Source organism: Halovulum sp. GXIMD14794, from assembly GCF_054457455.1.
Map to the genome: position 1 here is coordinate 820,579 of NZ_JBTLNF010000003.1, position 18,716 is coordinate 839,294.

Consider the following 18,716-nt stretch of genomic DNA (forward strand, 5'->3'; position numbering starts at 1 on the left):
CCGCCCGCCGCGGGGCCTCAGCCCTTCAGGATCGAACGGCCCGCGTAGATCGCGGTGTCGTCCAGCATTTCCTCGATGCGGATCAGCTGGTTGTACTTCGCCAGCCGGTCCGAACGGCTCAGCGAGCCGGTCTTGATCTGCCCGCAGTTCGTGGCGACGGCGAGATCGGCGATCGTGGCGTCCTCGGTTTCGCCCGAGCGGTGGCTCATCACGCAGGTGAAGCGCGCGCGGTGCGCCATGTCGACCGCCTCGAGCGTTTCGGTGAGCGAGCCGATCTGGTTCACCTTCACCAGCAGCGAGTTGCCGCAGCCCTGGGCGATGCCGTCGGCCAGGCGGCGCGAGTTGGTCACGAACAGATCGTCACCCACCAGCTGCACGGTGTCGCCCAGCTTCTCGGTCAGGACCTTCCAGCCCTCCCAGTCGTCCTCGGCCATGCCGTCCTCGATCGAGATGATCGGGTAGTTGCCGACCAGCGCTGCCAGGTAGTCGGCGTTCTGCCCCGAGTCGAGCTTCTTGCCTTCGCCCTTCATGTCATAGACGCCGTCGCGGAAGTACTCGGTCGAGGCGCAGTCGAGCGCCAGGTAGATGTCTTCACCCGGACGGTAGCCGGCCTTCTCGACAGAGCGCATGATGAAGCCGAGCGCCTCGTCGGTGGAGTTCAGCCCCGGGGCGAAGCCGCCCTCGTCGCCGATCCCGGTGTTGTGGCCCGCGTCCGACAGCTCCTTCTTGAGCGTGTGGAACACTTCCGAGCCCATGCGGACCGCCTCGCGGATGTCCGGGGCCGAGACGGGCATGATCATGAATTCCTGGATGTCGATCGGGTTGTCGGCATGCTCGCCGCCGTTGATGATGTTCATCATCGGCACCGGCAGAACGCGGGCCGAGGTGCCGCCGACATAGCGGTATAGCGGCTGCTGCAGGAAGGCGGCGGCAGCCTTGGCGCTGGCCAGGCTCACACCGAGGATCGCGTTGGCGCCGATGCGGCCCTTGTTCTCGGTCCCGTCGAGCGCGATCATCGCGGTGTCGAGCGCCACCTGATCCGTCACCTCGAAGCCGACCAGCGCGTCGGCGATCTCCATGTTGACGGCCTCGACGGCCTTCAGCACGCCCTTGCCCTTGTAGCGCTCCTTGTCGCCGTCGCGCAGCTCGACCGCCTCGTGCGCGCCGGTCGAGGCGCCCGAGGGCACGGCGGCCCGGCCCAGGGTGCCGTCGTCCAGGGTCACGTCGACCTCGACGGTCGGGTTGCCCCGGCTGTCCAGGATTTCGCGGGCGGTGATGTCGATGATGGTGCTCATGTCGGCGGAACCTGCTGAGATTTCGGTCAAGGGGCCTCGCCGCGGCTTGTAGCCCAAGGGGCAGGGGGGCGCAAAACGTTTCCGCAGCGGCAGACTGCCCGGACTGGCGGGAGAGGGCCTGACTGCCGTATCCCGGAAAGGTCCCCGGCCCGCACGGTCGGATCTGCAGGAGGCACCGATGCTCGCGTTCTACCTAAACACCCTGCGCCTGTTGAAGGCGATCCACCGATCCTGGAGCGATCCGCAGTTCCGCAGCGGCTTCGCGCTGGCGATGCTGATGCTGCTGTCGGCGACGATCTTCTACCGCTCGGTCGAGAACTGGTCCTGGATCGATGCGCTCTACTTCAGCGTAACCACGGTCTCGACGGTCGGCTATGGCGACCTCGCCCCGGTGACCGACCTGGGCAAGCTCTTCACCGTCGTCTACATCTTCGTCGGCGTCGGCATATTCGTCGCCCTGTTCGCCCAGTTCGCGCGCGTCCTGCTCCGACACCAGGAGGATACCAAGGGCTGAGCCGGGACCCCGTTACTTCGTCACCGAGTCCTCGCCGAAGAACTCCGGGTCCACGACGGCGATGCAGGCCATCGGCGTCTCGACCACGCCGAGCTTCGTGCAAAGATGCCGCGAGACATGGTTGTCCCGGCGCACACCGGTGAAGAACTCCTCCGCGCCGCAGGTCTCGTGCAGGTGCAGCACCGCCATCCGGTGCCTCCAGCCAGAAGCACACGCCATGCCGGCTAAGGCCCTGCAGCGCTTGCGCCGCCGGGGGCAGGACTCCGCAGGACAGCGCGGTTTCCGCCATCCGGTCGAACTCCGCATCGCCGGTCTCCGGGCCGATGCGATGCACCACGTGATCCTCGGGCAGCGGGAAGTCCCGGACATAGGCCGCGCAGGTCTCGATGCAGCGCGCGCCGCCCATGAAGTGATCCCAGCGGTCTGTGGAAAGCCCGAGGGTCCGCGCCCCGGCAGTCAGCTCGGGCTCTGCCTCCGGCGACACGTAGGCCATCAGCATTGCACCCTGCAGCCGCGCGAGTGAAACGATCGTCGGAAGCTGCTCAAGACCGGGCGCGCTCAGCCCGACCGTCCGTCCCTCGTAAGCGTAGAGCGGATGACCGCCCACCAGCGACCACAGCGCATCCGCCGCCGCCTGCATCCGCTGCTGCGCCGGGCTTCCGAAATACCGTGGCTTCCCAAGGTCTGCGACCGCGTCCATCGCCGGCCCTCCCATCGTCATATGCCGATGCTAGCATGTTTCGGCCGGCCAGGCGCGCGCCCGTGCTATCATGGTTCATCCCAACCCCGGAGGAGACCATGATCGTGCGTGTGTTCCGGGCCGTCGTCCATGCGGAGCGGCGGGCCGAGTTCGAGACCTTCTTCCGCACCAAGGCGATCCCGCTGATGCTGGCGCAGGACGGTCTGGTCTCGCTCACCGCAGGACTGCCGCGGCCCGAAACGCCCAACGAGTTCTGCATGGTGATGGTCTGGCGCGACGTCGAGGCACTGGCCGCCTTCGCCGGCGAGGACTGGCGCCAGCCCCATGTCGATCCCTCCGAGGAGGGCGTCGTCAAGGAACGCCACCTGCACCATTACGAACTTCATCAGGCGACAGCCCGCGAAATCGGGTGACAGCGCGCGCCTTACCGGCAATCCTGCCTCCGACGCAAATGGAACGGAGTTGGGGACCTTGCTGACCAGACGCGCTTTTCAACGCCTTGCCCTGATGGGGGCGGGCCTGACATTGACCGGCGGAACCAAAGCGGCGGCGCAGGCCGTGCGCTCGCGCGGGCCGCTCACGAATTTCGATTTCGAACCGCTCGGCGGGCAGCCGCCGCAGGGCGCGGCGCGCTCGATCGAGGATTTCGACTACCAGGTGAAATACCAGCGCGCGTTCGAGCTGGTGCTCTGGTCGATGCCGGCGGTCGCGATCTACCGCTTCCGGGCGGCGGCCTTCGAGAGCCTCGGACTGCAGGACAATGACATCATCGCCTATTCGGCCCCCGCAACGGCGCGGCTCGAGGCGACGACGGCGAACTCCTCGACGCCCTACATCACCGCCTTCACCGACCTGCAGAACGGCCCGACCGTGCTGGAGGTGCCCAAGGCCGGGGCAGAGGGCAGCCTTTATGGCCAGGTCGTGGACGCCTGGCAGTACACGATCGCCGATGTCGGTCCCTCCGGGCTCGATGCGGGCGAGGGGGCGAAATACCTCTTCACCCCGCCGGGCTACGACGGCGATATCCCCGAGGGCTACCTGCACGTACCCTCGCCCAGCTACCGCATCGCCTTCGCCTTCCGCTCGGTCGTGGGCGAGGGGATGACCATCGACGACGCCCACGTCTATGCCAGGCGTTTGCGCATGTATGGGCTGGATCAGGCCGATGCCCCGCCCGAGCAGCGCTTCGTTGACCCGGTCGGTGACCGTTACCCGACGCTGCCCTATTTCGACGAGCGTCGCTTCGCCGACATCCACGCGATCTTCACGGTCGAGCCGGTGGCCCCCGAGGACAAGGTCATGCAGGGCATGCTGCGCACGCTGGGCATCCGCCCCGGTGCGGCCTTCGATCCGGATCCGGTGACGCTGGCCGCCATGCGCCAGGCGGCCATCGACGTCTGGTTCTACCTCGACGAATGGTACAACAATTTCCCGCGGGACAAGCTTTACTGGCCGGACCGGCACTATGCTTCGCTGCTGCAGGCGGACGACAACAACCGGTTCACCTGGACCTATGACGACCGTATCGACACGATCGAGCGGGCGGCCGAATATTTCTGGTGCACCTACATGCCGCGCGAGCTGAGCGATGCGCCCGCGACCCAGTACATGATGGCGCTCGCCGACAGCGAGGGGCGGCTGCTCGAGGCAGGTCAGAGCTATACGCTCGACGTGCCGGCGGACATGCCCGTGGCGCAGTTCTGGGCGCTGACGGTCTATGACCGGGCGACGATGGGTTTCATCTATGCCGCGAACGAGCGCACCACGCTGTCCTCCTATGACCTCGAGAGCATGGTGAAGAACCCGGACGGCGGCGTGACCATCCACATCGGCCCGACCGCGCCCGAAGGGCTGGAGAGTAACTGGATCCCGACCGCCGGCAAGCGCCCGCTGCCCGGCATGCGGCTCTACGGGCCGACCGAGGCGTTCAACGACAAAAGCTTCAAGATGGCGGATTTCGTCCGGGTCGGATGAACGGGTCAGGAGGCGGGTTCGCCCGCCTCCTGCCAGACCACGCGCTCCACGCCCGCGAAGCGCGCCAGCCGGTCGAGTTCCGCCGCAAGTTTTGCCTGCCGGCTTTCCGGCCAGCGCACGCCGGGCTCGAGCCAGAAGTTCTGCACCAGCAGCGCCGAGGTCCTGCGGTCCGCCTTCAGATCGATCCGGCCCACGAACCGCTCGCCCTCGAGGATCGGGAACACGTAATAGCCCCAGATCCGCTTGGCGGCGGGCACGAACATCTCCACCCGGTAGTCGAAACCGAACAGCCGTGCCAGCCGGTTGCGGTCGCGGATCAGCGGATCGAACGGGTTGAGGATGCGCAAGCGCGAGGTCGCGGGAACCAGCGCCGCCAGCCGGTCCTCGATATCCCTTGGCGCCAGCGCGGTGGTCCACTCGCCCCGCGCGCCCTGCACCTCGACCGGGCGCAGGCCGGCGGTATCGACCCATGCGCGCACCTCGGGCGTTTCAACCGCCTCCCAAAAACGCTGGATCTCGCCCGGTGTCGCGACCAGCAACCGGTCCATCGCGGCGCGGCACAGCCAGTCGACCTGCTCGGCGTCGGGCAGGGCCGTTTCGCGCAGCTCGGCCGGGAACACCCGCTCGCCCAGATCGTAGTGCTTGGTGAAATTGACCCGGTGGCAGGTCGCCAGCTCGCCGCTGAACCACATGTAATCCAGAGCCAGCTTGTGCGGCGGGCGCGACCACATCTGCCGCTCGCCCTCGATCTTCGTATCGAATGCCTGCGTGGACAGCGCACCCTCGGCGGCGATACGGGCCTTGATCTCGGCGCGGCCCGCTGCGTCGGGCAGGTTCTTCACCCAGCCCGCGCGTCCCATCTGTGCCGCCTTGCGGTCGAACTGCCGCCGCCACATCGGCAGGAACTCCATCGGCAGGACCGAGGCGTCGTGGGTGAAATGCTCGAACACCGCACGGTCCTTCGCCAGCGCACGGTCCAGCATTTTCGGGCGGTAGTTCTGGTTGCGGCTCCACAGGATGTGATGATGCGCCCGCACGACAACCTGGATCGAGTCAAGTTGCACGAAACCGAGGTCCCGGATCGTGCCCAGAAGATCGAACGCGCCGGTGGGCGTCTGCGCCAGTCCCTGCGCCGTCAGCCACAGCCTCCGGGCGGTGCGATTGTCGATCCTCAGAGGGGCCATCAGAGGGCGATTTTCGGCGTCAAGGAAGTTTTCATACTCTTTTCACCATGTATTTCATGGGCTTAAGGGGGTTTTCACGATGAAACGTCGGATTTTCACGCTGAAACGCGGCCCGGAGCCGCCGCCACTCATCCCGCCTTGGCGCGGGCCTTCTCGGCCGCCTTCGCCGCGTCCCAAAGCGCGTCCATCTCCTCGAGCGAGCTTTCCTGTGGCGTCTTTCCCCGCGCCGCCAGCGCCGCCTCGATCGCCTCGAACCGCCGGGTGAACTTCCCGTTCGCCCGGCGCAACGCCTGCTCGGGATCGACCTCCAGATGCCGTCCCAGGTTCACCATGACGAACATCAGGTCGCCGAACTCCTCCTCGATCCGGTCCGCGCTTTCCCGGTCCTTCGCCTCGGCAAGCTCGGCGCATTCCTCGGAGACCTTGTCCAGAACGTCGCCCACTTCGGTCCAGTCGAAACCCACCCGCGCGGCGCGCTTCTGAAGTTTCAGCGCGCGGGTCAGCGCAGGCAGGCCAAGGGCGACGCCGTCCAGCGCCCCGGTTCGCTCGCCGCGACCCTCGGCGGCCCGCTCGGCCGCCTTGATCTTCTCCCAGTCGCGCACCTGGTCGTCAGCGGACTTGTCCCGGCTCTCGTCGCCAAAGACATGCGGGTGCCGCGCGACCATCTTGTCGGCGATCCCTTTCACGATGGCATCGAAGTCGAACCGGCCTTCCTCGCGCGCCATCTGGGCGTAATAGACCACCTGGAGCAGCAGATCGCCCAGCTCCGCCTTTACCTCTGGCCAGGCCTCGCGCTCGATCGCGTCGGCAACCTCGTGGGCTTCCTCGATCGTGTAGGGGATGATCGTCTGCCAGTTCTGCTCGATATCCCAGGGACAGCCGGTCTCGGGGTCGCGCAGCCGGGCCATGATCTCCAGCAGGCGCTCCATCCGGCCGCCGCCCTCGTGCACCAGCGCGTCGCTGTCGGTGGTCATCGCTCGTCCCTCCTGCCTTGGGTTTCATCCTGATAGGACAGCGGGGCGGAGGGCGCAAATCCCGGTTGAAGGACGCCTGTTTCGGTGGGACAACGGGCGGGAAATCTCAAGGAGTATTCCCATGGCCGTTCTCAACCGCATCGCCGAGTTCCGGGACGACATGACCGCCTGGCGTCACCACCTGCACGCCAACCCCGAATTGCAGTTCGACACCCACCACACCGCTGCCTTCGTGGTGGACCGGCTGAAGGAGTTCGGCGTCGACCGGATCGAGACTGGCATCGGCCGCACCGGCGTTGTCGCGCTGATCGATGGGCAGGAGAAGGGGCCGGTGATCGGGTTGCGCGCCGATATGGACGCGCTGCCGATCCAGGAGGCGCCGGACCGGCCCTACAAGTCCACGGTGCCGGGCAAGATGCACGCCTGCGGCCACGATGGGCACACGACGATTCTTCTGGGCGCCGCCCGCTACCTGGCCGAAACGCGGAACTTCGCCGGCACCGTCGCGCTGATCTTCCAGCCCGCCGAAGAGGGCGGCGGCGGCGCGAAGGAGATGGTCGACGAGGGCATCATGGACCGGTTCGGCATCGAGCGGGTTTTCGCCTTGCACAACTGGCCCGGCGTGCCGGTCGGCGAGATCGAGATGAACCCAGGGCCCGCGATGGCGGCATCGGACGTGTTCGAGATCACGGTGAACGGGCGCGGCTCGCACGCTGCCTATCCGCAGAACTCCATCGACCCGATCGCCGTCGGCGCGCAGATCGTGCAGGCGGTGGCGACGATTTCGGCGCGCAACCTCAGCCCGCTGGAGCAAGCGGTGATCTCGGTCACCGAGTTCCACGCCGGGACGACGAACAACGTGATCCCCTCGCAGGCGGTGCTGACCGGTACCGTGCGGACCCTTGATGAGGACCTGCGGCAGCGCCTCGCCGAGCGGATCCGGCAGGTCTGCGAAGGGGTCGCCGCCGCGCACGGGGCAAGCGTCGAGGTGGATTACCAGTTCGGCTATCCGGTCACCGTGAACCACGACGCCGAAGTCTCGTTCGCGGCGGAAGCCGCCGGCGACGTGGTCGGGCCCGAGAACGTCCGCCAGGACCGGAGCGCCGAGATGGGCGCCGAGGATTTTGCCTACATGCTGCAGGCGCGGCCCGGCGCCTATGTCTTTCTGGGGCAAGGCGACAGTGCGCCGCTGCACCATCCCGAGTACGATTTCAACGACGAGGCGGCGCCGATCGGGGCGTCGTTCTTCGTGCGCCTCGTCGAGCGGGGGCTGCCGCTGGCGCGCTAGGACGGGGACCAGCGCCCCGGGGCGGGCGCAGGATGCCTCCGGCGGGGATATTTTTAGAAAGTGGAAGGCTTTAGAGCGCGAACTTCAGGTTGAGGCGCTCGAGGCCGTGGAAGTGGTAGCGGTCGGCGAAGCGCGGTGGTTCCGCGAGGGCGAGGCCGGGGCAGCGCGCGAAGAGGATCGGCAGCGCGATGGCCAACTCCGCGCGGGCGAGCGGCGCGCCGACGCAGAAATGGATGCCCGCGCCGAAAGCGGCATGTGCCGGTTTCAGGGCGCGCGCCGGGTCGAACCGGTTGGGGTCGGGGAAGGCCTCGGGGTCGCGCCCCGCGGCGGCGAGGAGCAGGCCGATCTGGTCGTCCTTGCGGAAGCGGTGCCCGGCGATGCCCACGTCTTCCTTGGCGTAGCGGGTGAACATGTGCAGCGGCGGGTCGTAGCGGAGGATTTCCTCGGCGACGGCCTCGGCATTGTCGGGCTTGGGTGTGATCCCGGCATCGAGCAACGCGGCGGTGCCGTTGCCGATGGTGTGGACCGTGGCCTCGTGCCCGGCGTTCAGCAGCAGGACGATGGTGGAGATCATCTCGGCCTCGGTCAGCCGGTCCTGGTCGTCGCGTGCGGCGATCAGTTCGGACAGCAGGTCGTCGCCGGGGGCGCGTCGGCGGGTCTCGATCTGCTCGTGCAGGCAGGCGGCGAATTCGGCCGAGGCCTGGCCGGCGGCGCGCTCGACCGCCTCGTCGCGGCGGGCCTGGTACATGGCGACCATCTTGTGGGACCAGTCCAGAAGCTGTGGCGCCAGGTCGTCGGGCAGGCCCATGAGCCGGGCGATGATGATGACCGGCAGCGGCTCGGCGAATTGCGAGATCAGCTCGATCCGGTCGCCCTCGAACCGGTCGATCAGCTGATGCGCCAGCGCCTCGATCTCGGGGGCTAGCCCGGCGATGCGGCGCGAGGTGAAGGCGCGCAGCACTAGCTTGCGGAGGCGGGTGTGCGAGGGTGGTTCCAGCTCCAGCAGGGAGTGTTCTTCGATAGCTTCGAAGGGCGCGAGGTGCTCGGGCACCGGGCGGCGGCGGCTTTCGGGCACCTCGCGCCCGAAGCGGCGGTCGCGGAGCAGGGCCGAGACCAGCTGATGGCCGGCGGCGCAGGGCATGCCGTAGTCGGCCCAATGGAACAGCGGCCCCAGCGCGCGGGCGCGGTCGTAGAACGGGTAGGGGTTTTGGACGAAGGTGGGATCGCGCGGTGACTGGGAGAGGGCCGGCAGGCTCATGCGGCGCGCTCCAGCGCCTGTTCCAGATCGGCGATCAGGTCGGACGCATCCTCGATTCCGATGGAGAGGCGCAGCAGTTGCGGGGGCACGACCGAGTGTGGTCCCTCGACCGCCTTGCGATGCTCGATCAGGCTTTCGACGCCACCGAGCGAGGTCGCGGGCAGGAAAATCCGGGTGAAGCGGGCGACGTCGCGGGCGATGGACCCGTCCCCCGTGACCATCAGCGAAAGCATGCCGCCGAAGCCGCCCTGCATCTGGCTGGCGGCGATGGCGTGGCCGGGGTGACTTGGCAAGCCGGGGTAGAGCACCTCGGCGATCTTGGGATGGCCCTGGAAGTGCTGCGCGATCGCGAGGGCGTTCTGGGATGAGCGCTCCCACCGGATGAAGAGCGTACGCAGGCCGCGGATCAGCAGCCAGGCGTCCCAGGCCGAGAGCACGTTGCCGAGCAGCGACCGCAGGCCGCGAAGCTCGGTGGCAAGGGCGGGGTCACGCAGGGACAGCACCCCGGCGGTCAGGTCCGAGTGGCCGTTCAGATACTTGGTGGCTGAGTGGAACACCACGTCCACGCCGAGGTCGAGCGCGCGCATCGCGCAGGGCGGCGCGACGGTGCAGTCGGCCAGCACGCGGGCTCCGGCGGCATGGGCGGCCTGCGTCGCGGCGGCGATGTCGGTCACGTCCCAGTTCGGGTTGGCGGGGCTTTCGACCCAGAGCCACGTAGTGTCGGGCGTTACCGCCTTCGCAGCGCCTTGCGGATCCGACTGGTCGTAGAAGTCGAGCGCAATGCCGCGCTTCTCCTCGAGCCGTTTCAGCCACGTCTGCGCCCCGTGGTACATGATGCGCGGCGCGGCGACGCGGTCTCCGGGCCCGAAGGTCTCGGTCAGGGTGACCAGCGCGGCCATGCCCGAGGCGAAGGTCAGTGCGGTCTCGGCCCCGTCGAGACTGGCCAGCACGGCCTCGGCGTGTTCGACCGTCGGGCCGCCGTCGCGGGCGTAGATATAGGGCTGGCGGGGCGCGTAATCCTCGTCGCGCAAGAAGGTCGAGGCAGGCTCGATCCCCGGCACGACCGCCCCGGTACGCTCGTCGATCCGATGCAGGGCCTGGGCGGCGCGGGTCGCGGGGGAGAGGCGGTCGTTCGCGGTCATGGGATGTCCTTCGGGTGCTGCGGCGCGCACCCTGCCGCGCGGCGCGCCGCTTGACAAGCGGGCGGCGGCGCGGACCCATTGAGGGCAGGGAGGATCGGGATGCGTGCTCTTGCGCCGATTGCGGCGGGACTGATCGCGGTGATGTTGGCGCTCGGCGCCGCCGGGGCCTGGCTGGGGCACCGGGACACGGCGTTGCGCCTGCACGAGCGCGGCGAGGCGATGCTGACGCTGGCCGCCGACCGGTTGACGCGGCAGATCGACCGCTACCGCTATCTGCCGGCGGTGCTGTCGCGTCATCCGCAGGTGGTCTCGATGCTGGCCGAGGGCGGCGACGTGGACGCGACCGGGCGCCTGCTGCAGAGCGTGGCGGATACTTCCGGCGCGCTGGACATCTACCTGATGGACCGGGAGGGGACGACGGTCGCGGCCTCGAACTGGCAGATGGAGCGCAGTTTCGTCGGCCAGAACTTCGCCTGGCGGCCCTATTTCCGACGCGCGATCACCGGCGGGCTGGGGTATTACCACGCGGTCGGCAGTACCTCGGGACAGCGAGGGTTCTATTTCAGTCACCCGGTGCATGGGCCGGATGGCGGCATCATCGGTGTGCTGACGGTCAAGTTGGACCTGCCGGGGTTCGAGGCCGAGTGGACCTCGGACCCGGCGACGGTCTTCTTCAACGACGAGCGCGGGGTGATCTTCCTGTCGAACCGGCAGGCGCTTGTGATGCGGACGCTGGGACCGCTTGGGCCGACGCCGCCCGAGCGGTTCGGCGACGCGCGGCAGTATTCCGGGCTGGAGCCGAAACCGCTGGCCCCACAGGAGACTGCGGACCTTTACGGCATCCCGCTATGGCTGCGGTCCGAGGAGTATGTGCCTGACCGGGCGCTCTGGCTGTCGCAGCCGGTGCCGACGCTGGGGCTGACGGCGAACGTGCTGGTTTCGACAGGCGAGGCTGCTGCGCAGGCGCTGCTCTGGGGCGCGCTCGGGGCGGCGGTCGGCGGTATGTTGTGCCTTGCCTCGGCCATTGTCTGGCAGCGGCGGCGGGCGCTTCGGCGGCAACTGGCGGCGGAGGAGGCGGCGAACCAGAGGCTCGAGGCGCAGGTCGCGGCGCGGACCGAGGCGCTGAGCCATGCCAACCGTCGGCTGCGCGCCGAGGTCGCGGACCGGACCGCCGCCGAGGCGCAGTTGCGCGCGGTGCAGGACCAGCTGGTGCAGGCCGGCAAGCTGCGTGCGCTGGGAGAGATGTCGGCGGGGATCAGCCACGAGCTCAACCAGCCGCTGACCGCGATCCGGGCGCTGGCGGACAATGCCGGGATCCTGGCCGAACGTGGTCGGCCCGAGGCGGTGGCCGAAAACCTGGGCAAGATCGGCAAGCTGGCGGACCGGGCGGCGCGGATCATCCGCAACCTGCGCGCCTTCGCGCGGAACGAAGCGGAACCGGCGACGGACGTGGATCTGGGCGACGTGATCGCGGATGCGCTGGAGATCCTGGCCCCACGGGTCGAGGGTGCCGGGGCTGTGATCGAGACGCCCGAAGGTCCGTTGCCCTCGGTCCATGGCGGGCGGGTGCGGTTGCAGCAGGTGCTTATCAATCTGGTGTCGAATTCGGTCGACGCGATGGAGGGGCAGGCGGGGCCGCGCCTTGTGCGCATCGGGGCCGAGGCGACCGGCGACCGGGTAAGGCTGACCGTTCGCGACAGCGGGCCGGGGCTGACCGACCCGGACCGGATCTTCGATCCGTTCTTCACCACCAAACCCGTGGGCGCGGGGTTGGGGCTGGGTCTGTCGATCTCATACGGGATCGTGCAGAGCTTTGGCGGGGACATCCGGGGCGAGAACTGCGAGGGCGGCGGCGCGATGTTCACCATCGACCTGCCTGCCGCGCGGGGCCGGGAGGCCGCCGCGTGAGCCGCCTTTTGCGCGTGCTGCTGGTCGACGACGATACCGACGTGCGTGAGGCGCTCGGGCAGGCGCTGGAACTGGCCGAGTTTCGCGTCACTGCCTGCAAGTCCTTCATCGAAGCCACCGACCACATCAGCCCCGGGTTCGCGGGCGTTGTGGTGACGGACGTGCGGATGCCAGGGAAAAGCGGGCTCGACCTGTTGGAGCGGGTGCGCAGCGTCGATGCCGAGATCCCGGTGATCGTGATGACAGGGCATGGCGATATCCCGATGGCGGTCGGCGCGATGGCCAGCGGGGCGCATGACTTCCTGGAGAAGCCGTGCCCGCCGCGGCAGTTGATCGAGCGGGTCGAGCGGGCGGGTGCGCTGCGGCGGCTGGTGCTGGAGAACCGGCGGCTGATGGCGGAGCGTACGCTGGCGTCGGCGCTGGAGCGCGACGCGCGGGGCGAGGGGCTGGCCCGCAAGATGGACGTGGTCGAGAAACACCTGATCGAGGCGGCGCTGGCGGAACACCGGGGCCATGTCTCGGCGGTGGCCGAGGCGCTGCAGCTGCCGCGCAAGACGCTCTACGACAAGTTCAAGCGCCATGGGATCGACCCGGCCACGCATCGGAAAGGCGACTGATTCGCTGTGCGCTGTGTGCGGATATCCGCACACAATCACCGAGCTCAGGGGCGATGCTCCGTGCTGATGTCCATCGCAAGGCGTTGAAACATCAGGGTAAATCCGGTTTTCACGCTGCGAAGGCGTTCACAGGCTCGTGACAAGGCCGAACGTGCATAAACTTCTTTCAGCGCCCCGCTGAAACGGGGCCGCAAGCTAGGGAGACACTCATGAAAAACGTATTGACCGCCGCCGCCGTGGCTGCCGTCACGCTGTCCGCCGCGCCCGTCATGGCCGCCTGTGATGATGGCGAGATCGTCATCAAGTTCAGCCATGTCACCAATACCGACCGGCATCCGAAAGGCATTGCCGCCAACCTGTTCATGGAGCGCGTGAACGAGGAAATGAACGGCAAGGCCTGCATGGAGGTCTTCCCGAACTCGACGCTCTATACCGACGAGCAGGTGATCGAGGCCATGCTCCGCGGTGACGTGCAGTTCGCGGCGCCTTCGCTGTCGCTGTTCGAGTCGATAACCAAGCAGTTCCGCTTGTTCGACCTGCCGTTCATGTTCAAGAACATCGCCGCCGTCGACGCCTTCCAGGCTTCTGAAACCGGCACCGCGATGAAAGAGGGCATGATGCGGCGCGGCGTGCTGGGCCTCGAGTTCTGGCATAACGGCATGAAGCAGATCTCGGCCAACAAGCCGCTTGAGATGCCGTCCGATGCGGCGGGCCTTAAATTCCGCGTGCAGCCGTCGGACGTGCTGGTCGCGCAGATGGAAGCGCTGGACGCCAGCCCGCAGCCCATGGCCTTCGCCGAAGTCTACGGTGCGCTGCAGACCGGCGTTGTCGACGGCCAGGAAAACACGTGGTCGAACATCTACGGTCAGAAGTTCTTCGAGGTGCAGGACGGCATCACCGAGACCAACCACGGCATCATCGACTACCTGGTCGTGACCTCGGTCGATTGGTGGGATGGGCTTCCCGACGACGTACGCGATCAGCTGCGCACCATCCTGCACGAAGTGACGGAAACGCGGAACGCGGAATCCTCCAAGGTGAACGCCGAGGCCAAGCAGGCGATCATCGACGCGGGTGGCACCGTGCGTGAACTGACCGACGAGCAGCGCCAGGCATGGATCGAGGCGATGAAACCGGTCTGGGACCAGTTCGCCGAGGAAGTCGGCCAGGAGAACATCGACGCCGCGCAGGAGTTCAACGCGGCCAACTGAGGCGATAACAGCCGCCTTGGCAGTCAAATGCGGCCCGGGTTCGCCCGGGCCGCACATGGCCAGCTGAAGTCGACAATAAACGGCGACACAGGGGAGGATCGGCATGAGTGCCCACAAGTCCCATGAGGCGAAGTCCTCGCTCGGACATGCGGTCAACACGTTCGAGGAAACGGCGATCGCCGTGCTGCTGGGCCTGATGACCTTGCTGACATTCACCAACGTGGTGCTGCGCAAGGGGTTCAGTTCCTCGATCATCTGGAGCCAGGAGGTCACCCTGATCCTCTTTGCCTGGCTGGTTCTGTTCGGCATCAGCTATTGCGTGAAGGTGACCGCACATCTGGGCGTGGACGCGCTCATCAACGTCTTGCCCAAGCCGGCGCGGGTTGCGACCGGCCTGGTCGCGGCGGCCGCTTGCCTGACCTATTCACTGCTTCTGATGAAGGGCGCCTGGGATTACTGGGCGCCGTTTGCGGCGCTTTACGAGACCGAAGGCCGGTGGTTCCCACTAGGCTTCGACGAGAACACCCGCGACCGCGCTTTCTTCGAGACGGACCAGGTACCGATGCCAGACTGGCTGCGGTGGCTCGAGCCGGCGATCAATCAAGGTGAGAGCTATTCCAAGATGCCGCGGATGATCCCGTACCTGATCCTGCCCATCGGAGCCGCGCTGCTGCTGTTCAGGTTCGTTCAGGCAACCATGGAGCTGATACGCGGTGAGCGGACATCCCTGATCGTCAGCCACGAAGCGGAAGACGACATCCGGGATATCCAGGACGCACGCGGCGGGCAGGAGTAGGAACACATGGAAATCGCCATTCTCTTCCTGATGGTCATCGGGTTCCTGATGATCGGAGTACCCATCGCGATCTCGCTCGGCCTGAGTTCGATCATCTTCCTGCTCGTCTACAGCGATACCTCGCTCGGGGCGATCGCGCAGTCGCTCTACCAGTCGATGGCGGGCCACTACACCTTGCTCGCGATCCCGTTCTTCATTCTTGCGTCGTCCTTCATGTCCACGGGCGGCGTGGCCAAACGGATCATTCGCTTCTCGATAGCCTGTGTCGGCCACTTGAGGGGCGGCCTCGCGATCGCGGGCGTCTTCGCCTGCATGATGTTCGCCGCGCTGTCGGGGTCGTCTCCGGCGACGGTGGTCGCCATTGGCTCCATCGTCATCGCAGCGATGCAGCAGGCGGGCTACACCAAGGAGTTCGCGGCCGGCGTCATCTGCAACGCGGGCACGCTCGGCATCCTGATCCCGCCGTCGATCGTGATGGTGGTTTATGCATCGGCCACCGATGTCTCGGTCGGGCGCATGTTCCTGGCTGGCGTGATCCCCGGTCTTCTTGCCGGTGGGATGCTGATGGTGGGCATCTACGTCATGGCCACGGTACGCAACATGCCGCGCGGCCCCTGGCGCGGTTGGGGCGAGATCGCCGACAGCTTTTTCGAGGCGTTCTGGGGCCTGATGCTCATCGTGATTATCATGGTCGGGATCTACGGCATTCCCGGCGTGACCGGCGCGATCTTCACTCCGACCGAGGCGGCGGCCGTCTCGGCTGTCTACGCGTTCATCGTCGCGAGCTTCGTCTATCGCGACATGGGGCCGTTACGCCCGCGGGAGGACGATCCCACCCGCACGCCGGTGCCGCTCTACCAGAAGCCCTATGCGCTGCTGACCGCTTTCGTCCACCCGGACACCCGGGACACGCTGTTCGAGGCCGGAAAGCTCACGATCACGCTGATGTTCATCATCGCCAATGCGCTGATCCTGAAGCACGTGCTGACCGACGAGCAGATCCCGCAGGAGATCGCGGGGGCGATGCTGTCGGCGGGCTTCGGGCCGGTGATGTTCCTGGTGATCGTGAACGTGATCCTGCTGATCGGCGGCCAGTTCATGGAGCCCTCTGGGCTGATCGTGATCGTCGCGCCGCTGGTGTTCCCGATCGCCATCGAACTGGGCATCGATCCGATCCACCTCGGGATCATCATGGTCGTGAACATGGAGATCGGCATGATCACACCGCCGGTCGGCCTGAACCTGTTCGTGACATCTGGTGTCGCCGGAATGCCGCTGATGTCGGTTGTCCGCGCCGCCGCGCCGTGGCTGATGATCCTGGTCGTGTTCCTGGTGATGGTGACCTACATCCCGTGGCTGTCGACCTTCCTGCCGACGACCCTCATGGGGCCCGAGATCATCGTGAAGTGAGGTCAGGGCGCGGCCCGGTTCCGGGCCGCGCCAGCTTTCGGCGGGATGTTACTGGCCGACCTGGATGGTCGAGCGCCCGATCCAGCGCATCCGGTCGCCTTCCATGATGCACTCCAGCAACCGCTGGGCGGTGCGTGCAGACCCCTCGACTTCCTCGGTCGGCCCGGTCAGCAGGATGTAGGCCTTCTCGGAGTAGGCGAGCCCAGCATAATAACAGAACCGGCCCTCGGCATCGTCCGGGATCGGCGACGGTCCGATGATCTCAGGCGTGGTCTGGGCGCCGAGCGCGCCGGCGGTGAGCAAACCGGCAATGATCGCCGCTGTTGCAATGCTTTTAGTCATGATGATTTTGTCCCCTTTGCCGTTCCGTTTCTGCGCCCATCCGCACGCCACTTGTCTGCCGTCGCAAGGCGGGCAACGTCAGCGTAGCACAATCTTTACGGATTACCGTGCAGCAGCGTGCCGCGGCTATGCGAAGATATGCGGTCAAATGATCCCGGGTTCGACCTCCGAATATTTGGCAAAATGCAAGGTTCGCGTACTTCGACGTGGACGCGCTGGTCCGATCAGGCCCCCGCTCGCACGTCGTCTGAAACTGGTCTACGTCTGCTTGCGTGAACTCTAGGAACATATACGAGCGGCAGTCTTGTCCGGTCGAACGAGAGTTGCCGAGTGGCTCGGCAGCCAACCTTCCGATAGCGGTGTCCTCAGCGCGTCCGTCTGCCGATGATCTTTCGGAAAGCGTGGTTCAAAGACTCGTTCACTATGGACTAGGTGGCGTACGACATAGCTGGTCAGCGTTTCGGACGCATTGCGAATACTCGACGCCATTTCCGCGAACCAAGGTTGTGTGATCCTTGTGCACGTAGAAATTAATCCAACCACCGGGGTGCGCTTTGGATGGCATCGAGGCGCAAAGATAGCTTTCGTCCATTATGTCTATCGCGTTGTATGCACGCGTCGCCTTGTTCTTTACTGAGATGGAACATAGCGACGGTGTTTTGACTAGTTCGTTCCAAGACCATGGCTCGTAGCTGGGAAACGAAAGATACATCAGCGGTAGGTTTTGTTTGGCCAGTACCGGAAGGCCGGGGTACCCCCAAGTGATGAGCATGCCATCAGGTTTGGGCAAATGCGCCAGGGTCTTGTCGTTGAGACCGGCGGCATCAATAATCTCATGGTCAGAGAAGTATGCCAACGCGCCCACATCTGTGCCCACGACCGGGACCCCGGGCGCTAACGCTGCGTCCAGTTCGCGAACAGCCTCGGCGCGCATGTTCAAGCGTGGATCTACCTCGTGGGATGGGTAAGGCCAGCGGCCTTCAGACATCTTCGTTATGCTGCCGGAGAGGCCGGCAACCAGCGGGGTTCGGGCGAAGACGACCGCGGTTTGAATACCCAAGTATGCCGCCAGAATAGCAATTGCGCTTGCGTATATCTTACGGGTGGACCTGTCCAGTAGAGCAGCCAAGTCCAAAGCGATCAGCGGTATGACGGGAAGTAGAAAGCGAGCGTATGCGTGGCTATCTCCGCCGGAGACGATGGCAATCGCGACAATGCCGATTATAAATAATGACCGTAGAAGAGCTGCGGTGCCTGCGATGAAGCCAAGCATCGGGATCACCAGTACGAATCCGCCGAGTTCCCTTATCCAGGTCCACACATAGCGATAGCCGGCCTGTACTTCGTCCCATCGGCTTGCGGATGCCTTTGCGTAGAATGTGTTGGGAAGAGGATACCCATAGATGGCAACGCGCCAGACCAAGAGTGTCGCAATCGCAACCGCTACCAATAACACCCCAGGCCGCAAGTTTCGGATCTGATCGTTCGTCGAAAGGTCATGCAAGCCGAGCCAGCATATAACTGCGGGTGAAATGAGGAGGCCCTCGGGGCGGACAACCGGAAGCAATGCCAAGAGAGCGATCAAGCTCCAGCTAAGCCGGCCGCTTGCGATTGCGTCTTCAGCGCGTAGGTAGATCCACAAAAGCGTGGCGGCAAAAAGGATGCCGTCCAGCCCGCGAGCGTACCAGATGATGAATGGCGCGGAGAGCGCGGTGAAGACAAGCGTGCTTATTCTCGGAAGAGTAGCAAATGACTTCGTCCCGTATCCGACGCCAAGCAGGATCGCGATCATTGCGATGAGATTTATAACCATGTTTGCAGCCATCGCTGTGGCGCCGAGCGACACTCCTGCAGCAATGAGCAGCGTGTGGCCGAGAATGGTGAACCCGTCCACCATTTCTCCTTCACGCCACCATGTGAGGCGACCGTGTTCGACGAGATTTGTCGCGTACTGAAACGTGATGAACGTGTCGTCCACTACCTGTGGGTCAACACCGGCCAGGACTACAAAGACCAACGATAGGACCAAGGCGGCCGAGAATGTCTTTATCAATGCATTCTTCGAAAAATAGAACTACGAATGCATTGATATTGGCGCGGATT

17 protein-coding genes are annotated in these 18,716 nt (G+C 65.8%); 9 read left to right on the plus strand and 8 right to left on the minus strand.

Annotation, left to right across the window (positions count from 1 at the left end):
- Positions 1 to 17: 17 nt before the first annotated feature.
- Positions 18 to 1,295: a phosphopyruvate hydratase gene (gene eno / locus ACW9UR_RS06200; RefSeq protein WP_458916062.1), complete on the minus strand. Its 1,278-nt coding sequence runs from the start codon at positions 1,293 to 1,295 to the stop codon at positions 18 to 20.
- Between the two features lie 178 nt (positions 1,296 to 1,473).
- Here eno and ACW9UR_RS06205 point away from each other — a divergent pair, with 178 nt between their 5' ends.
- A complete protein-coding gene (locus ACW9UR_RS06205; RefSeq protein ID WP_458916063.1) occupies positions 1,474 to 1,809 on the plus strand; it encodes a potassium channel family protein in 336 nt (111 codons plus the stop codon).
- 12 nt (positions 1,810 to 1,821) lie between these two features.
- Here the strand turns inward: ACW9UR_RS06205 and ACW9UR_RS06210 are convergent, their stop codons facing one another.
- Complete coding sequence (locus tag ACW9UR_RS06210; protein ID WP_458916064.1) at positions 1,822 to 1,998, minus strand: hypothetical protein; 177 nt, start codon at positions 1,996 to 1,998, stop codon at positions 1,822 to 1,824.
- 609 nt (positions 1,999 to 2,607) lie between these two features.
- Between ACW9UR_RS06210 and ACW9UR_RS06215 the strand changes: the two genes are divergently transcribed.
- Both ACW9UR_RS06215 and ACW9UR_RS06220 read left to right on the plus strand, forming a co-directional pair.
- Positions 2,608 to 2,922, plus strand: a complete 315-nt coding sequence (locus ACW9UR_RS06215; protein ID WP_458916065.1) for an antibiotic biosynthesis monooxygenase family protein — start codon at positions 2,608 to 2,610, stop codon at positions 2,920 to 2,922.
- A gap of 58 nt (positions 2,923 to 2,980) precedes the next feature.
- Entirely contained in the window at positions 2,981 to 4,483 is a 1,503-nt protein-coding gene (locus ACW9UR_RS06220) for a DUF1254 domain-containing protein (protein WP_458916066.1), read from the plus strand.
- Positions 4,484 to 4,488: 5 nt separating this feature from the next.
- Here the strand turns inward: ACW9UR_RS06220 and ACW9UR_RS06225 are convergent, their stop codons facing one another.
- Both ACW9UR_RS06225 and mazG read right to left on the minus strand, forming a co-directional pair.
- Positions 4,489 to 5,667 (minus strand): winged helix-turn-helix domain-containing protein, encoded by a 1,179-nt coding sequence (locus ACW9UR_RS06225; protein ID WP_458916067.1) that lies wholly within the window; start codon positions 5,665 to 5,667, stop codon positions 4,489 to 4,491.
- A 128-nt stretch (positions 5,668 to 5,795) separates the two neighbouring features.
- A complete protein-coding gene (gene mazG / locus ACW9UR_RS06230; RefSeq protein ID WP_458916068.1) occupies positions 5,796 to 6,641 on the minus strand; it encodes a nucleoside triphosphate pyrophosphohydrolase in 846 nt (281 codons plus the stop codon).
- Positions 6,642 to 6,762: 121 nt separating this feature from the next.
- On the opposite strand from mazG, the gene ACW9UR_RS06235 reads away from it, so the two are divergent.
- Positions 6,763 to 7,929, plus strand: coding sequence for a M20 aminoacylase family protein (locus tag ACW9UR_RS06235; protein ID WP_458916069.1), 1,167 nt, complete (start codon positions 6,763 to 6,765; stop codon positions 7,927 to 7,929).
- A 70-nt stretch (positions 7,930 to 7,999) separates the two neighbouring features.
- Here the strand turns inward: ACW9UR_RS06235 and ACW9UR_RS06240 are convergent, their stop codons facing one another.
- Together ACW9UR_RS06240 and ACW9UR_RS06245 are read right to left on the minus strand one after the other, a co-directional pair.
- Complete coding sequence (locus ACW9UR_RS06240; RefSeq protein WP_458916071.1) at positions 8,000 to 9,187, minus strand: cytochrome P450; 1,188 nt, start codon at positions 9,185 to 9,187, stop codon at positions 8,000 to 8,002.
- Positions 9,184 to 10,329 carry a trans-sulfuration enzyme family protein gene (locus tag ACW9UR_RS06245; RefSeq protein WP_458916072.1) on the minus strand — a complete coding sequence of 382 codons (1,146 nt, stop codon included), beginning with the start codon at positions 10,327 to 10,329 and terminating at the stop codon, positions 9,184 to 9,186. Before ACW9UR_RS06245 ends, ACW9UR_RS06240 begins: the two co-directional genes overlap by 4 nt.
- Positions 10,330 to 10,428: 99 nt before the next feature.
- On the opposite strand from ACW9UR_RS06245, the gene ACW9UR_RS06250 reads away from it, so the two are divergent.
- The 5 genes from ACW9UR_RS06250 (at position 10,429) to ACW9UR_RS06270 (ending at position 16,271) form a co-directional block, all read left to right on the plus strand.
- Entirely contained in the window at positions 10,429 to 12,237 is a 1,809-nt protein-coding gene (locus ACW9UR_RS06250) for a sensor histidine kinase (RefSeq protein WP_458916073.1), read from the plus strand.
- Positions 12,234 to 12,854 (plus strand): response regulator, encoded by a 621-nt coding sequence (locus ACW9UR_RS06255; protein WP_458916074.1) that lies wholly within the window; start codon positions 12,234 to 12,236, stop codon positions 12,852 to 12,854. Before ACW9UR_RS06250 ends, ACW9UR_RS06255 begins: the two co-directional genes overlap by 4 nt.
- A 209-nt stretch (positions 12,855 to 13,063) precedes the next feature.
- Positions 13,064 to 14,065 carry a DctP family TRAP transporter solute-binding subunit gene (locus tag ACW9UR_RS06260; protein WP_458916075.1) on the plus strand — a complete coding sequence of 334 codons (1,002 nt, stop codon included), beginning with the start codon at positions 13,064 to 13,066 and terminating at the stop codon, positions 14,063 to 14,065.
- A 103-nt stretch (positions 14,066 to 14,168) separates the two neighbouring features.
- Positions 14,169 to 14,861, plus strand: a complete 693-nt coding sequence (locus tag ACW9UR_RS06265; RefSeq protein WP_458916076.1) for a TRAP transporter small permease — start codon at positions 14,169 to 14,171, stop codon at positions 14,859 to 14,861.
- A 6-nt stretch (positions 14,862 to 14,867) separates the two neighbouring features.
- Positions 14,868 to 16,271 (plus strand): TRAP transporter large permease, encoded by a 1,404-nt coding sequence (locus ACW9UR_RS06270; protein ID WP_458916077.1) that lies wholly within the window; start codon positions 14,868 to 14,870, stop codon positions 16,269 to 16,271.
- 48 nt (positions 16,272 to 16,319) lie between these two features.
- Here the strand turns inward: ACW9UR_RS06270 and ACW9UR_RS06275 are convergent, their stop codons facing one another.
- The gene (locus tag ACW9UR_RS06275) at positions 16,320 to 16,613 is read right to left on the minus strand and encodes a hypothetical protein (protein WP_458916079.1); all 294 of its coding nucleotides are present in this window, start codon (positions 16,611 to 16,613) and stop codon (positions 16,320 to 16,322) included.
- A 421-nt stretch (positions 16,614 to 17,034) separates the two neighbouring features.
- Positions 17,035 to 18,666 (minus strand): hypothetical protein, encoded by a 1,632-nt coding sequence (locus ACW9UR_RS06280; protein WP_458916080.1) that lies wholly within the window; start codon positions 18,664 to 18,666, stop codon positions 17,035 to 17,037.
- Between the last annotated feature and the right edge of the window lie 50 nt (positions 18,667 to 18,716).